14 protein-coding genes are annotated in these 15,915 nt (G+C 58.4%); 5 read left to right on the top strand and 9 right to left on the bottom strand.

Translation table 11 applies throughout. From position 1 onward, the window contains the following. Positions 1-10 precede the first annotated feature (10 nt). Positions 11-2,851, top strand: a complete 2,841-nt coding sequence (gene gcvP, locus PUT78_RS05210; RefSeq protein ID WP_274351116.1) for an aminomethyl-transferring glycine dehydrogenase — start codon at positions 11-13, stop codon at positions 2,849-2,851. A gap of 183 nt (positions 2,852-3,034) precedes the next feature. After that, the gene (locus PUT78_RS05205; protein WP_274351115.1) at positions 3,035-3,613 is read left to right on the top strand and encodes a biosynthetic peptidoglycan transglycosylase; all 579 of its coding nucleotides are present in this window, start codon (positions 3,035-3,037) and stop codon (positions 3,611-3,613) included. Here the strand turns inward: PUT78_RS05205 and PUT78_RS05200 are convergent. The 4 genes from PUT78_RS05200 to PUT78_RS05185 form a co-directional block, all read right to left on the bottom strand. Next, a complete protein-coding gene (locus PUT78_RS05200) occupies positions 3,589-4,200 on the bottom strand; it encodes a hypothetical protein (RefSeq protein WP_274351114.1) in 612 nt (203 codons plus the stop codon). The two genes, PUT78_RS05205 and PUT78_RS05200, sit on opposite strands and share 25 nt — an antisense overlap. Before the next feature lie 94 nt (positions 4,201-4,294). Beyond that, positions 4,295-5,821, bottom strand: a complete 1,527-nt coding sequence (trpE, locus tag PUT78_RS05195; RefSeq protein ID WP_274351112.1) for an anthranilate synthase component I — start codon at positions 5,819-5,821, stop codon at positions 4,295-4,297. A gap of 6 nt (positions 5,822-5,827) precedes the next feature. Beyond that, positions 5,828-7,684, bottom strand: a complete 1,857-nt coding sequence (locus tag PUT78_RS05190; protein ID WP_274351111.1) for a peptidylprolyl isomerase — start codon at positions 7,682-7,684, stop codon at positions 5,828-5,830. Positions 7,685-7,815: 131 nt separating this feature from the next. Beyond that, positions 7,816-8,355 (bottom strand): MarR family winged helix-turn-helix transcriptional regulator, encoded by a 540-nt coding sequence (locus PUT78_RS05185; RefSeq protein WP_274351110.1) that lies wholly within the window; start codon positions 8,353-8,355, stop codon positions 7,816-7,818. A 155-nt stretch (positions 8,356-8,510) separates the two neighbouring features. Between PUT78_RS05185 and PUT78_RS05180 the strand changes: the two genes are divergently transcribed. Together PUT78_RS05180 and PUT78_RS05175 are read left to right on the top strand one after the other, a co-directional pair. Then, positions 8,511-9,371 (top strand): RNA polymerase factor sigma-32, encoded by an 861-nt coding sequence (locus PUT78_RS05180; protein ID WP_274351109.1) that lies wholly within the window; start codon positions 8,511-8,513, stop codon positions 9,369-9,371. A 61-nt stretch (positions 9,372-9,432) separates the two neighbouring features. Further along, the gene (locus PUT78_RS05175; RefSeq protein WP_274351108.1) at positions 9,433-9,831 is read left to right on the top strand and encodes a VanZ family protein; all 399 of its coding nucleotides are present in this window, start codon (positions 9,433-9,435) and stop codon (positions 9,829-9,831) included. Here the strand turns inward: PUT78_RS05175 and PUT78_RS05170 are convergent. Further along, positions 9,790-10,746, bottom strand: coding sequence for a DUF2125 domain-containing protein (locus PUT78_RS05170; RefSeq protein ID WP_274351107.1), 957 nt, complete (start codon positions 10,744-10,746; stop codon positions 9,790-9,792). The two genes, PUT78_RS05175 and PUT78_RS05170, sit on opposite strands and share 42 nt — an antisense overlap. 66 nt (positions 10,747-10,812) lie before the next feature. Between PUT78_RS05170 and PUT78_RS05165 the strand changes: the two genes are divergently transcribed. Further along, entirely contained in the window at positions 10,813-11,352 is a 540-nt protein-coding gene (locus PUT78_RS05165) for a gamma-glutamylcyclotransferase (protein WP_274351106.1), read from the top strand. Between the two features lie 80 nt (positions 11,353-11,432). Here the strand turns inward: PUT78_RS05165 and PUT78_RS05160 are convergent, their stop codons facing one another. The 4 genes from PUT78_RS05160 to PUT78_RS05145 all read right to left on the bottom strand — a co-directional run bounded on the left by PUT78_RS05160 (position 11,433) and on the right by PUT78_RS05145 (position 15,676). Continuing rightward, positions 11,433-12,278, bottom strand: a complete 846-nt coding sequence (locus PUT78_RS05160; protein ID WP_274351105.1) for a fumarylacetoacetate hydrolase family protein — start codon at positions 12,276-12,278, stop codon at positions 11,433-11,435. Positions 12,279-12,542: 264 nt separating this feature from the next. Next, positions 12,543-13,004, bottom strand: a complete 462-nt coding sequence (locus PUT78_RS05155; RefSeq protein ID WP_274351104.1) for a universal stress protein — start codon at positions 13,002-13,004, stop codon at positions 12,543-12,545. Between the two features lie 75 nt (positions 13,005-13,079). Continuing rightward, on the bottom strand, positions 13,080-13,784 hold the full coding sequence (locus tag PUT78_RS05150) for a response regulator transcription factor (RefSeq protein WP_274351103.1): 705 nt from the start codon (positions 13,782-13,784) through the stop codon (positions 13,080-13,082). Further along, positions 13,781-15,676, bottom strand: coding sequence for a PAS-domain containing protein (locus PUT78_RS05145; protein WP_274351241.1), 1,896 nt, complete (start codon positions 15,674-15,676; stop codon positions 13,781-13,783). The genes PUT78_RS05150 and PUT78_RS05145 overlap by 4 nt, the downstream gene beginning before the upstream one ends. Positions 15,677-15,915 lie beyond the last annotated feature (239 nt).

The raw sequence follows: 15,915 nt of genomic DNA, 5'->3' as shown, positions 1-15,915 counted from the left end.
GGAGACACGCATGACCTATACCCCCACGGATTATGACCCATATGATTTCGCCAATCGCCGCCATATCGGGCCAACGCCCGAAGAAATGGCACAGATGCTGGAGGCATTGGGCTGCGACAGTCTGGGCCAGTTGATTGACCAGACCATTCCTGAAGGTCTGCGGCAGGCCGATCCACTGACATGGCCACCCCTGTCAGAAGGGGCGTTGCTGGCGAAATTGCGGGCCGTGGGGGCGAAAAATAAGGTCATGACCAGCCTGATCGGGCAGGGGTATTATGGCACGGTCACCCCGCCCGCGATTTTGCGCAATATCTTCGAAAACCCGGCATGGTACACGGCTTATACCCCCTATCAGCCCGAAATTGCCCAGGGGCGGCTGGAAGCGTTGCTGAATTTCCAGACCATGGTGGCCGATCTGACGGGCCTGCCGGTTGCCAATGCCTCGCTTCTGGACGAATCCACCGCCTGCGCGGAAGCCATGGTCATGGCCCAGCGGCTTGCCAAATCAAAAGCGCAGGCGTTCTTCGTGGATGAAAACTGCCATCCGCAGAATATTGCCGTCATGCAGACCCGTGCCGCGCCCTTGGGAATCGACGTCATTGTGGGCGCGCCCGACTCGTTGGATGCAGACACAGTGTTCGGGGCAATTTTTCAGTATCCCGGCACCTATGGCGATCTGCGTGATTTCAGACCCCAGATCGACGCTTTGCATAATGCAAAAGCGCTGGCGATCATGGCGACCGACCTGTTGGCACTGACCATGATCCGCGAACCGGGCAGCCTTGGTGCCGATATTGCTGTCGGGTCGGCGCAGCGCTTTGGCGTGCCCATGGGCTATGGCGGGCCGCATGCGGCTTTTATGTCCTGCCGTGACGAATACAAGCGCGCAATGCCGGGGCGCATTGTCGGTGTCAGCATTGATGCGCGGGGAAATCGCGCCTACCGGCTGTCACTGCAAACCCGCGAACAGCATATCCGGCGTGAAAAAGCCACAAGCAATGTCTGCACGGCGCAGGCGCTGCTGGCGGTGATGGCGTCCATGTATGCGGTGTTTCATGGTCCCAAAGGGCTGCGCGCCATTGCCGAACGGGTGCATTTCCGCACGCAGCGGCTGTATCACGCGCTGCGCGCTGCGGGGGCGCGGGTGATGGTCAAGGATTTCTTTGACACCATCACCGTCGATGTCGGTGTGGGGCAGGCGGGCATATTGGCAGCCGCGCGGCAAGAAGGGCTGAACCTGCGCAGGATCGGCAGCACACATGTCGGCATTTCGCTGGATGAAACCACGGATGAACAGGTTCTGATCGCCGTGTTGCGGGTGTTCGGCATTGAAGGTGTGCCGCCGCACCGTGCGGAACTGGGCTTTGACGAAACCTTCCTGCGTGACAGCGACTACCTGACCCATCCGATATTTCATATGAATCGCGCGGAAACGGAAATGATGCGCTATATGCGTCGCCTGTCCGACCGTGACCTTGCGCTGGACCGCGCGATGATCCCGCTAGGGTCCTGCACGATGAAGCTGAACGCAGCGGCGGAAATGATTCCGCTGTCCTGGCCGGAATTTTCCAGCCTGCACCCGTTCTGCCCCGCTGATCAGGCGCAGGGATATGCGCAGGCCATTTCGGACCTGAAGGCCAAACTATGTGAGATTACCGGCTATGACGCCATGTCGATGCAGCCCAATTCCGGCGCGCAGGGCGAATATGCGGGCTTGCTGACAATTCAGGCCTATCAGCGCGCGCGCGGGCAGGGGCACCGCGATGTCTGTTTGATTCCGGTATCAGCCCATGGCACCAACCCCGCCAGCGCGCAGATGTGCGGCATGAAGGTTGTTGTCGTCAAATCCAGCGCGACCGGCGATGTGGATCTGGATGATTTCCGCGAGAAAGCAGCCAAGGCGGGCGACCGGCTGGCGGCCTGCATGATCACCTATCCCAGCACACATGGCGTGTTTGAACAAACCGTGCGCGAGGTTTGCGCCATCACGCATGACCATGGCGGGCAGGTCTATATCGACGGGGCAAACCTGAATGCCATGGTCGGGCTGGTCAAGCCGGGCGAAATTGGCGGCGATGTCAGTCATCTTAACCTGCACAAGACTTTCGCCATTCCCCATGGCGGCGGCGGTCCCGGCATGGGACCGATTGGGGTGAAGGCGCATCTGGCCCCCTTCCTGCCGGGCCATCCTGAAACCGGGGGGGCTGAAGGGCCGGTTTCGGCGGCCCCTTATGGGTCTGCGTCGATCCTGCTGATTTCATGGGCCTATTGCCTGATGATGGGGGGCGCGGGCCTGACACAGGCCACGCGCGTTGCCATCCTGAACGCCAATTACATCGCGGCGCGGTTGCGCGGGGCTTATGATATTTTGTTCATGGGCAACAAGGGGCGGGTGGCGCATGAATGCATTCTGGATACGCGCCCGTTTGCCAAGGCCGGTATCACTGTTGACGATATTGCCAAACGCCTGATCGATAACGGTTTTCACGCCCCAACCATGAGCTGGCCTGTTGCGGGCACATTGATGGTGGAACCGACCGAGTCGGAAACCAAGGTCGAAATTGACCGTTTCATCACAGCGCTGCTGGCAATCCGCGATGAAATCCGCGCGGTCGAAGACGGCACGATGGATGCGGAAAACAACCCGCTGAAACATGCGCCGCACACGGTCGAGGATCTGGTTGCGGACTGGGACCGCCCCTATTCGCGCGAAGCGGGCTGTTTCCCGCCCGGCAGTTTCAGGGGCGACAAATACTGGCCGCCTGTGGGGCGCGTGGACAATGTGTTCGGCGACCGCAATCTGGTCTGCACCTGCCCGCCTGTGGAAAGCTACATTGATGCGGCAGAGTAGGGAACTCATTTATTTTTAATTATGCTAAGAAATTATCATTACAAGGGCGCATACAAAATGTATACCCGACCAAGAGCAACACTGAGTCTGAAGCGCATACTTTTGGAACTGAATCGTGACTTGGACCTGATAAAGGGTTGCATCTCTGATTCAATTTTATTTTCTGACCTCAATGGATACACCATGTTTGATTCTGATGGGGAACTGTCAAATATCGAAATTGCTATTCTTACATTAGAAGATCGAAGGTTTTTTTATCACTTCGGAGTAGAATTGAGGGCTATTCCAAGGTTGTTGCGCCGTTATTTTAGAACAAGAAAAATTGGCGGAATCAGCACAATAGAGCAGCAAGTTGTGCGTATTGTGACGACTCGATATGAGCGCAGTGCAAGAAGAAAGATTAAAGAAATTTTAATATCATTTTTCCTGAATTTTCATGTTGGGAAAAGGGAGATTTTACATTTCCATTTGAATGCTTCTTACTTTGGCTATGGCTTGAGTGGATGTAATAGCGCCGCAAAACTCTTTTTTGGAAAGGAGGCGGAAATGCTAGGTCTAAGTGAGGCATCTATTTTATCAGCGTGCCTGCCTGTGCCGTGCCCGCGTATTTTGGTTGATTTTATTACGAAAAACGGGCCTTTCTACGATTCAGAATCATTGCTGAAGGCAGCGGATAGTGTTGACCCGCGATGGGTTGGAGAAATGCGTTTTAGGAGCAAAATTGTTTTGTCATCAAACTATCGAGTATTGAGGAGGCGTTGAATTAAAAAAACTGTTTCTAGCCTGGGGAGATGCCCAATTTCAATGTTATTGGTTTGCTTCTCTGTTCCAAAGTCTGATATGTCTATACGTTCGTTGATTTCGTTTAGCATTTGAGATATCTGCCGAGCAGCGATCAAGTGGAGAGAACTGACTTTTTCGTGTTCCTGTTTGTCGTTTGTTGAGAGATTCTCAAATCCATACTTGTGAGTGCGTTTTGTGAAAGCAAAGGCATCATGTAGAGATTTATGTAGTTCGTATTCAAAGAATCTAGATATTTCTTTGCCAAAATATCGCTTTAACTGCGCGCGAATAAAATAAAAGTTATTTATCCACTCACCAACTGCGTTAGATGCCTTTTCATAGTCAACCTGAGAGGCAAGATTTGCGTCAACCTTTTCAAAAAACTCTCTTTGTGCATAAACTCTTTTCCCAAATAGCTCAGATATTTTTCCGACTAATTCAATAACCTCCTTTAATTCATACTCGCGTATTTCCTCACGACGTTTTTGTTTCCATAGGCTGTGCTGAAAGTATGTTCCTACTATTGCGGCAATAAGACCTAATGTAAGCGAAGCCCAGAAAGTCATATTTTATCATCCTGTGCAGATGTGATCCTGCCATAATGGACTGCTAGTTGTGATTCGTGAAGTGATGTAAATTGCGACTGTTTGGGTCACATCACTACCCATTCCCGCCCACGAAACGTCCTGCATCTTCGGCGGCGCGGCGTAACGCGCGGGATTTGTTGACGGTTTCAAGATATTCGGATTCCGGGTCGCTGTCGTAAACGACACCACCACCCGCCTGAATATAAAGCGTCTGATCCTTCAGAACAGCCGTGCGCAGGCAGATGCACATGTCCATTTCGCCATTCGCGGCAAAATAGCCTGCGCCGCCGCCATAAACACCGCGCTTTTCGGGTTCCAGCTCGTCGATGATTTCCATCGCGCGGACCTTGGGCGCACCGGACACCGTGCCTGCAGGCAGGCCCGCCAGCAAGGCCGACAGGGCGTCCTGCCCGTCTGCCAGTTCACCCACGACATTTGAGACGATATGCATCACATGGCTGTAGCGTTCGATGATGAATTCTTCCGTCGGGCGCACGCTGCCAACCTTGGCCACGCGCCCCACATCATTACGCCCCAGATCCAGCAACATCAGATGTTCGGCCAGTTCCTTTTCATCGGCCAGCAGGTCTGCCTCATAGGCGCGGTCCTGTTCGGGGGTAGCGCCACGCGGGCGGGTTCCGGCGATGGGGCGGATTGTCACTTCGCCGTCACGCAGCCGTACCAGAATTTCGGGACTGGCCCCGATAATCTGAAAGCCCCCCGGTTGCGCGGCAAAATCGAAATAAAACATGAAGGGCGACGGATTGGTGCGTCGCAATGACCGGTACAGCGCGAAAGGGGGCAGGGTGAATTTCTGCGACCAGCGCTGCGACGGGACGACCTGAAAGATGTCGCCTGCGCGGATATATTCCTTCGCGGCTTCCACAGCGGCCAGATAGTCGGGTTTGGCGAAATTCGACACGGGCTCGCCCGGCTGTACCGTATCGCCGCCCAGTTCACGCGGGGCCTGCGTGACACTGCGTTCCAGATCGCGCACCGCATCCATGACCCGTTCTGCCGCCTGCGCATAGGCCGCGCGCGCCGACAACCCCGACGCAGCCCATGCGGGCGACACCACTGTCACCTCGCCCTTCACGCCATCCAGCACCGCGACGACCGATGGGCGCAGCATGATCGAATCGGGCACGCCGATAGGGTCGGGGTTTATATCGGGCAGATGTTCAACCAGACGGATCATGTCATAGCCCAGATACCCGAACAAACCTGCCGTGGCCGCAGGCAGATCATCTGGGGTGTCGATGCGGCTTTCGGCCAATACGCTGCGCAAGGTGTCCAGCGGGTGGCCCGGCAGGTCGTCCCAGCTTTCGGGGTCAAAGCGCGCGTCGCGGTTAATCCGGCTTTGTGTACCGCGGCATTCCCAGATCAGGTCCGGTTTCAGACCGATAATCGAATATCGACCGCGTACCTCGCCACCGGTGACAGATTCCAGAATGAAGCTGTCACGGCTGGCCCCGGCAAGTTTCATGTATAGTGAAACCGGCGTGTCCAGATCGGCGGCAAGCCGGGTGTAGACAAGCTGGTTTTCACCACGGGCCCAGCCCGCTTCGAAGCTGCTATATTCGGGGGTCAGGCTGGCCATGGGTGCTCAGAAATTGGCGTGAACAGCGTCAATCACCTGCTGATTGAACTGAATCGGTTGTGATTGGCGCAAGGCGGATGAAAAATAGCCGAACAGGTCCTGCGCGATGCTTTGTTCAAGCTGTTCCGTCAGCGCATCGCGGAGATTTGCCACGTCATCCAGTAACAGGTCAGGATCAGCGATGTCATGCAGTTGCACCAGATAAACGCGGTCACTGCCATCGACAATGCGCAGGTCATCAGGGGTCATGTCAAATGCAGTGCTGACCAGATCGCGCGGCAGATCAGGCAGGAAATCCGTGCGGGTCATACCTTCGAACCGTTCCGGGGCCAGTTCCAGTGCCGCGAAATCCGAACCATTGCGCAGCGCATCGGCAATATCCTCGGCCTGCAGGCGCAGGCGCTCCACGATCTGCGCGCGGCGCCAGTCGCCTGCTACTTGGGTACGGATATCATCCAGCGGGCGGGGGCTGGGGGGCAGGTCTTCGATCAGTTCAAGCGCAAACAGGCCGCCATCATCCAGTATCCGGATCTCGGGGAAATCACCGTCCTGCAACTCGCGCGCGGCGCTGCGGAACGATTCATAGGCGGCAATCCCGCTGGTTTCGTCACGGCGCCAGTCAATTTCGCCGCTGCGCATGTCGGTTTCGGTGGCCAGTTCTGCGACTGTGGCGCCACCTGCAAGCAGGTCTTCGAACAGGTCAAGATCATCTGACAGAATGCGCCGGGCGCGGTCTGCGACCAGTTCTTCGCGCAATTGTGGCGCGGCGTCTTCGAAGGGGGTTTCGCGGGCGGCCAGAATTGCGTTCATCTGATAGACCGCCGCCCCGAGCGAGGTTTCAACCGGTCCTGCAAATCCGGGTTCTGTCAGTGCGAACACCGCGTCACCGGCTGTGCCGAGTTGCGCACGGGTTACATCGCCCATATCGGTGTCTTCAATGCTCAGGCCACGTTCCGCAGCAAGGTCAACGAAACTGATATCCCCTGATGACAAACGCGCGAATGCGTCTTCCGCCTGCTGCATATCCGCAAAGACCAGCCGCTCCACAAGGCGGCGCTCGGGTTGGCGGAATTCGCTTGCGCGCGCTTCATATGCGTCGCGCAGCACGGATTCTTCGATTTCAACCGTGTCGATCAGCATGTCAGGCGTCAGCCACGCATAGCGGATGCGCTTGCCTTCGGGCAGGGTGTAATTGTCGATATTGGCGTCATAGAATGCCTGCAATTCAGCATCGCCCGGCATGCCGACAGGTGTTTCCAGATTGTCCGAAGCAAGCGTCAGCACCGAATAGTCGCGCGTCTGCGCCTGATGGTTCAGCAGCGGTGTGATCAGGGCGTCGGGGCTGCGTGCGGCGCTGATCACGGCGAGTTGCAGAATGCTGCGGGCAACATCTTCGCGGATTGAATCCTCGAACTCGGATTCGTTCAACCCGGCATTCTGCAGCGCAAACCGATAGGCTTCGCGGTCGAACTGCCCGCCAAGCCCCTGAAAGGCGCTGATCTGCAGAATTTCGCGTTGTACGGTTTCATCGCCTGCGGACACGCCCAGACGATCTGCTTCGCTATCCAGCGCGGCAGTGGTGACAAGCTGTTCCAGCACCATCTGGTCCAGTCCGAACAGGCGGGCCTGCTCCATGGTGATGGTCTGGCCGGTCTGGCTTTGCAGGACACGCAATTCATTCTGAAGCGCGCGTGCGTATTCATTGGTTGAAATATCGCGCCCGCCCACGCTGCCAATACTGCGGGCACCGCCGCCAAAGCCTTCGACCCCGAAGCCAAGCAGACTAAGCGCGAGCAGCGCCATCAGAAAACCGGCGCCGATGTTCTTGGCCGATAATTTCTGGCCGGATCTGGGTTTCGACATGCAACAACTCTTTCCACGTTTTCCCGAAGGGTTGCGCCTTGTGTAAGGAAACCGGCCCGAAGGGGCAAGCGTTCAGATTGCACGAAAAGTAATGCCGCGACTGGCCGAACGCCGGGTGCGCGGGGCGCGCGTCAGTCCGGACGCACAGCAGGCTGAAAGTCAATGCAGAAGGACGCCATTTCCGCCCGGCCAAGCATGCTGTCGGTGCAATGGCAATAGGCGGTGTCGGTCCCTTCCTTGCAGTGGCTGCAGTCGACGCAGGTGCCGAATGTGGGGACTTGCCGCAGGGTTGCAAGATCGCCGGTGGCACGTTGTAGCGCCTGCGACAGGGTGCGCTGCATCTCTTCGGGTAATGCGGCCAGCACGCGGCGCAGATCGCCCAGCGGGTCGTCGCGCAGCATGTTATGTCCGGCCTGGGTCACCTCGATCAGGGTGGAACGCGCGTCATTGCTGTTGAGTTGTCGTTGTAACAAGCCAAGCGCGACCAGTGACTTCACGGTCTGCGATGCGGTCCCGCGTGTGGTCGCATGAAATTCCGAAAATGCCGAAGGTGTGCGCGAAAACCGGTTCGCCCGCGCAAAGAAGCGCAGCGCGGTCCATTGTGCGGCGGTCAGTTCCGTGCGCCCTGTGTTTTGCGCAAGCCGCGCCAGATGCACAATCAGATCGGCCATGTCCTGGGTCATCTTGGTGCTGTTACCCTATTTTGCGAATGCTGTTGCATGCAGAGCAGGTAATCCGCCCCGGGGGCATTGACAAGCCTGTCGGCCAAATGGTAGCGATACGCTATAGTTTCGACTCGAAACATATGGGCGAACAAGAGGACGCCATGGAACAGAGAGACGCCAGAACAAGTCAGTTCATCCGCGATGCCATGAAGCGCGAGATGCTGGAGCCGCAGACCGAATACGCCCTGGCGATTGCATGGCGTGACCAGCGCGATGAAGCCGCGCTGCACCGGCTTATCAACGCCTATAGCCGTCTGGCGGTGTCGGTCGCGACGCGGTTCCGTCGATATGGCATGCCACTGGATGACCTTATCCAGCAGGGCAATCTGGGCCTCATGCGCGCTGCGGAAAAATATGACCCCGAAAACGGGGCCAGATTTTCGACTTATGCTGCGTGGTGGATCAGGGCGTCCATGCAGGAATATGTGATGCGCAACTGGTCCGTTGTGCGCACAGCGACAAACGCATCCCAGAAGAAGCTTTTCTTCCATCTGCGCAAGACTCTGTCCAAGCTGGATGATGGTGAAGCGCGCAATGAAGCGCTGGCCACCACAGTTGCGCGGGAACTGGATGTTCCCGAAGCGCAGGTCGAAATCATGCTGGGGCGCATGTCGGGGCAGGATCTGTCGCTGAATTCACCACAGGGCAGTGGCGAAGAAGACGGCCGCGAATGGATGGACACAATCGAGGATGACGGCCCCGCCACCGAGGATCATGTGCTTGGTGACATGGAATCCCGGCGCAGGCGGCGGATGTTGTATTCGGCGGTAGGCGATCTGCCGGATCGCGAGAAGCGCATCATCACCGAACGGCATTTGCTGGATGTGCCGCGCACTTTGGCGGAACTCGGTGCGGAGCTTGGTATTTCCAAGGAACGTGTGCGCCAGCTTGAAGAACGCGCCATGGGCAGAATCACAGCACAGTTACGTCAGGACGCGTCACCGGAACGGCTGCGGGCTTGAACCCTGCCGGTGTTTCTGCCACGGACGCGGAAATTCTTTTCGGTCCGGGGCAATGCAACTGATGATCAAACCGCCTGTTATTTCTGAACGCCAGCGCCGTATTGCGTTGGTCCTTTCGGTGGTCTTGCTGGTCGTGGTGACCGTGCTGTTGCTGATGCCTGTCCCCGAAGGAGAGGGGCGACTGCCGCAGCATGTGGACAAGATTGTGCATTTTGCCGTGTTCTTCAGTGTCGCGATGCCTGCCTATGTTGCGCGATTGCGGTTCTGGCCTGTCATTCTGACAGGGTTGATCGCCTATGGCGGCGCAGTAGAGCTGATCCAGCCGCATTTTGGCCGTTCGGCGGAATTTGGCGATTTCATCGCCAATTCGCTGGGCGTCATCGCGGCACTTCCCTGTGCGGTGTGGTTCCGGCGCCGTTCAGAAGCGCGGAAGCTGGCCCAGAACAACCGGTCCCAGTGACAATACTGACTGCCGCACCTGAAGCGGCAGTGCAAGCTGGCCGGTCGACTGATCACTCAGCGATGCAAAGATCATGCGCGCCATCTGTGCCCCATCAGGGGGGATCACGCCGGTACTGACCAGCAGTGACACGACCGTTTCCCATTGTGTCATGCGCATATCCAGTTGCCCCGATAATGTGCCGCCGACATCTGGGCGCAGGACGCCCGATGCCTGCAAGGTGATGTCCCCCCAGATGATTTCCAGTTCATCAATATCAATTTCGCGCAACGGTGGCAGACCGGCATTCAGGTGCAGGGGGCTGGCGAAATCCAGCATGGCAAGAACCCGGCTGCGCGCCAGCATGGGTGGCAGCATGCGGTCCGGATCCAGCCCGGCAAGCAGGCCCGCATCGGGGCGCAGGCCAGACAGGTCCAGCGCCAGTTCATATTGCGCACCGGTGAAATGTGTCAGGCTGGCGCGCAGGCTGTCGGCTTCATGGGTGATTGTCCGGTGGCTGAACTGTGGCGTTGCAAATACCAGATTCGCCCGATCAACCGCCCCGCTGACGCCGCTGCGCGCAACCACGCTTGCGCGGGCATCGGCGCTGCGCAGGTGCCAGTCCTGCCCGTAAAGGCCCAGAATCTGCACAGGCGGAAACACCGCGATCACATGATGCGGCTTATAGCTGAGGGCGTGAAGATTCAGCGCTTCGCCCTGCCAGTCGATTTCACCATCCGCCAGACGCAGACGCGGGGCATGTAGGGTCAGGTCAAAGCGGTGCGGAAACCCGCCAAGACTGTAATCCGACGCGGTTAGGGTATCGTTGTGCGCCAGCGTGGCGCTGATCCGGCTGTCCAGTTCACGCGCCGCATAATGCCAATATGCGCCATAGCCGATTGCCGCCAGCATGATGGTTGCCAGAATCACGCGCATCGGATGCCCCTTTTCATCATTACTCAAAACGTGTTTACACCTTGGAAACGGGAAAGGACCAGTCACATGCTGCGGCGCAGTTCAATTTGGGTATTCGGGTATGGGTCGCTGATCTGGGATCCGGGCTTTGCGTGGTCCAGCCGCCAGATTGCGCGCCTTGATGGGTATGAACGGTCCTTCTGCATGCGGTCCATCCATCATCGTGGCACTGTGCAACAACCGGGGCTGGTGCTGGCGCTGGACCGGGGGGCGGGGCATTGCGAAGGGATCGCGTTTGAAATTCCGGCCCGCGTCGCGGATGAGACACTGGAATATCTGCGCGCACGGGAATTGATTTCAGCGGCCTATCTGGAACGCCATGAAAAACTGCTGTTGCGTGACGGGCGGCAACTGGATGCGGTGACCTATGTGATTGACCGCGACCATGACCAGTATTGCGGCGGTCTGACACTGGAAGAACAGGCGCAGATTATTGCCCGCGCGGCAGGCGGGCGCGGTCCCAACCGCGACTATCTGATCAACACGGCCACCCATCTGAACGAACTGGGCCTGCGCGACCCGCAGCTTGACTGGCTGGCCGCGCGGGTCTGCGAACTGGGCGCGTAATCGGCGAAATAATTTGCACCCTTCAGGGCGCTGCGCGCAGCCCGGGTTTGCGCAGCGCCTTTGCCATGGCAGTCCGTTTGTCAGACTGCTGCGATGACATCAGCCTTTTGCTGGCCAAGCCCTTCAACTTCCAGCGCAACAATATCGCCCGGTTGCAGAAACCGCTGCGGCGACATGCCGGCCCCGACACCCGAAGGGGTGCCCGTTGCAATGACATCGCCCGGAACCAGTTCCATGAAATGCGACATGTAGGACACGATCTGCGCCACAGTGAAGATCATGTCCGCAGTGGTTGAATCCTGCCGATTTTCACCATTGACCGAAAGCTGCAGACGCAAGGCCTGCGGGTCGGGCACTTCATCCTTGGTGACCAGCCATGGCCCGATCTTGCCGAAACCCGGTGCTGATTTGCCCTTGATCCATTGTCCGCCGCGGTTTTTCTGGAAATCGCGTTCGGACACGTCATTTACTGCGCAATAGCCCGCAACATAATCCAGTGCATCCGCTTCATCGACATACAGCGCGGGTTTGCCGATCACGATGCCCAGTTCCACCTCCCAGTCGGTGCGTGTGGCCCCGCGTGGAATGATGATCGTGTCTTCGGGACCGGCCAGCGATGATGTCGCCTTGGAAAAGACCAGTGGTTCTTTTGGTTTTTCTGCGCCGGTTTCGGCGGCATGGGCGGCATAATTCAGCCCGATGCAATAGAAGTTGGGGATATGGGACATGGGCGCGCCGATGCGCACAGGTTGCGCCACAAGCGGCAGGGTTCTGGGGTCAAGCGCTGACAATTGCGCAAGCGAGTCCAGCGACACGGTGTCCCCGCCGAAATCAGCAACCACGCCTGACAGGTCGCGCAAATTGCCCTGATGGTCCAGACATCCGGGTTTTTCCTGCCCTTTCGGGCCATAGCGAAGTAGTTTCATGATGCGATGCTCCGTCTGTCGCGCTGTGCTGCCACAGACCTAGCGGCATTTCAGTGCGTATGCAAAGGGTTACCTGTGCTGATCTGGGGGCGGGACAGCGTGGGGCTATGTCTGCCGGGTCGAATTTGGTCCTCAGCAATCCTTGGGTCATGCACCAGACCCGCGCCATCGGCCTTTATTCCGCGTTGTGGCACGCACCCCAACGGCGGCTTCAGGGCAGGAACCGCCCCGGAACACGACGTTTGAAACTGCTCTCAACAGATATTAACCTGTCGCAATCGCTTCCAGTCGGTCGCGGTCAAGCTCGCCCGGAACGATGGTGATCGGAATGGGCAGCGAACCGGAATTGCGCACCAGTTGCGTGACAATGGGGCCGGGATTATTGCCTTCGGTGCCTGCCCCCAGAACCAGAAACCCGATATCGGGATCGTCCTGTATCTGGGCCAGCACTTCTTCCACTGCGTCGCCTTCGCGGATGACAAGTTCGGGGTGCAGGCCCTTGCGGTCGCGCATCCATTTGGCAAAGACCTCGAAATGCGCCTCTATGCGTTCACGGGCTTCGGCGCGCATGACATCGGCAACGCCAATCCAGCCCTGGAATTCTTCGGGGCTTATGACCGACAGGATCTGCACCTCTGCGCCGGTTTTTGCGGCCCGCAGCGCCGCAAAACGGATCGCATTCAGGCATTCGCGGCTGTCGTCCAGTACAACCAGAAATTTACGCATGACGCTTTCCTTCGCTGATATTGGCTGCATCTTGACCAAATAGGGTCGGGCTGTAAACACAAAGCCTGCATTGCACTATGTCCAGCCCACATCCCCCAGAAAAATATACCCCGCCCCGTAGATCGTCTTGATCAGACGAGGGTTGCGCGGGTCTTCGCCCAGTTTGGTGCGCAGGCGGGAAATGCGCACATCCATTGCGCGGTCAAAACTTTCGCCTGCGCTGCCGCCCAATGCATCCAGCATCTGCGTGCGCGAAATCAGGCGTTTGGGGCTTTCCAGAAACAGGCGCAGCACTTCACCTTCGGCATGGCTGAACGGGGTTTCCTGCCCCTGATCGTCGATCAGCACATAGCGGTCAAATCGCGCCACCCACTCGTTGAAACGCGCAATCTGCGGGCTGGCGCTGCCCTGCGCAACCGGTTTGCGCAGGCGGGCGCGGATACGTGCCACAACTTCGGCGGGATCAAACGGTTTGGTGATATAATCATCCGCGCCCAGTTCCAGACCTGTCACGCGGTCCTGCACCTGCGCGCGCCCGGATATGATGATGATCGTCGCCCCCGATTCCAGCGCAAGGCGATGCACCAGCGCCAGCCCGTCACGGTCCGGCAGACCCAGATCCACCAGACAGACATCTGGTGTGAACCGGCGCAGCGCGGCTTCGAATTCTGTGGCGCGTGCATAGCTGGAGGTCTGAAAGCCCGCCTCCTGCAGGGCCTGAGACAGGATTTTGCGGATTTCAGGTTCATCATCCAGAATCGCAACATGGGCAGTGGTCATGCAACCCCCTCCAGGGTGAAACGCAGGTCTTGCGGGCCGAATGGTTTTGTCAGCACCGGAAATTCCGCAGCGGCGGCGCGATGCAGCTTGTCCTGCGGGGGCAGGGCGGTCATCAGATAAAGACGAATGCGTCCGCGCCCCCGCAAGGCGCGCGCAAGGTCCAGCCCCGACAAGGTGCCCGGCAGGTTTATGTCAGACAGCATCATGTCAAGTTCCGGCAGATCGGCAAGGGCCAGCGCTTCATCCGCTGTGGTTGCCTCGATCACGGTATGGCCCATGTCGCATAACATGGCGCGCACTGTTTCGCGGATGCTTTGTGTATCTTCGACCAGCAGGACAAGGCCGGATTCGGGCATCGCGCGGGCGCTGCGCACGGGTCTGAAGGGAAGGCGCAGCGTAACCTGCGCACCGCCCTGTGGCCGGTTCGCCAGCCGGATAGTGCCTCCCGACAAGGTGATCTGGTCATAGACCATGGCCAGCCCCAACCCCGTCCCTTCGGCCCCTTTGGTGGTAAAGAACGGGTCCAGCGCCTTATCCAGCGCATCCTCGCTGAAACCGGTTCCGGTGTCGGTCAGGGTCAGTTCCAGCCATGTATCGGCCACGGTGGAAACCGTCAGCGTGATCTGTCCCGCCCTGCCTGCCATCGCATCGCGGGCATTCAGGATCAGGTTCAGCAAACTGTCCTGCAGCACGCCCTGATCCAGCAGCACATGGGGTAGATCAGGGGTGACCTGCACATCAAGGCGCATGTTGTCGGGCAGGGCTGGGCGGGCCATCAGGGTCAGGTCATGCAACAGCGCGCGCAGATCGGTAGGCTTTGGCTGCAATTCCCTGTGGCCGGAGATTGCAGCGAGCTGTTCCAGCAGCACACCGCCCCGCCGCGCCGCCGCGATGGTGGATTGCACCACCTGCGCCATTTCCGCAGGCAGGGTGTTGCGGCGCATCAACTGCCCCTGCAGGCCCAGGATGATGGTCAGAAGATTACCGAAATCATGCACCATGCCCGATGACAGCTGCGCCGCCAGTTCGCGTTTGCGGGTCTGCGCAAGGGCCGCGCGGGCCTGAGTTTCCGCGGTCACGTCCATCGACATGACATAGATGCCGTTTATCGGCCCACAGCCCACCCTGTCGGGCGTCAGCGCCAGCCGGATGCGCCGCCCGCTTTCGTCATGGGTGAATTCATGCACCGCGTTTTCGCCACCCAACGCGCGTTCCAGCAGCGGCAGGATTTTTTCATAGACACTGCCCAGAACCGCCTGCGCAGGATGGCCCACCACATTGCGGGGCAGACCGGGGAATATGGATGAAAGCCGCCGGTTGGAAAATGTATAGCGCATTTCGCGGTCCATATGCGCGATATGAGCAGGCATCATTTCGGTGGTCAGGCGGGTGCGGGCTTCCATTTCGGTCAGTTCGCGCTTGGCCTGTTCAAGTGCCGCGTTGCTGGCGGCCAGCGCGCGGTTGGTGGCTGCCAGCCGTTCGGCATGGGCCAGCAACTCGTCAGACAGTTCTTCGGACCGCGCGCGCAGCAGCCCTTCCTGCAGCTTAACTTCGGTAATGTCGGTATAGACCGTCACCCACCCCCCCTGCGGCAAGGGCGCCCCTTCGACGCTGATCCAGCGGCCATTGGCGCGCAGGCGTTCCATGTAATGGGGGACAAAGGCGCGCGCGGCATCAACGCGGATGCGCACTGCTTCTTCCTGATCATCAACCGGGCCATATTCGCCGCGCGACACCAGATAGCGGATCGTATCTTCAAAGGCGACACCGGGCTGCACCAGATGTTCAGGCAATCCGAACATTTCCTGATAGCGCTGGTTGCTGACCGAAAGCTGCAGATTGCTGTCAAAGATCGACAGCGCCTGCTGGATCATGTTCAGCCCCGCAGCCATCAGGTTGATGCGGGTGTTTTCTGTCAATGCCACGCGCCCATCCCCCCCCTCTGGTCACTGTCCGGACACTAGACTGCACCTGCGCTGTGCGGAAGCCCTGAACATCGCGCGTTACAATTCGAAAGGTTTGGGCAAAACTGCGGAAAGAATCGCATCACCACATAGGGCCACATGTTCGGGCATCGCGCTGCAATCCGGCACGCCTTGCATGTGCTGACCGACAGAAGGACGAGGAGGAG

The sequence above is a fragment of the Roseinatronobacter alkalisoli genome, assembly GCF_028745735.1.
Lineage (GTDB): Bacteria > Pseudomonadota > Alphaproteobacteria > Rhodobacterales > Rhodobacteraceae > Roseinatronobacter > Roseinatronobacter alkalisoli.
The sequence above is the reverse complement of the archived record's forward strand: the minus strand, read 5'-3'. Positions and strand labels throughout refer to the sequence as shown.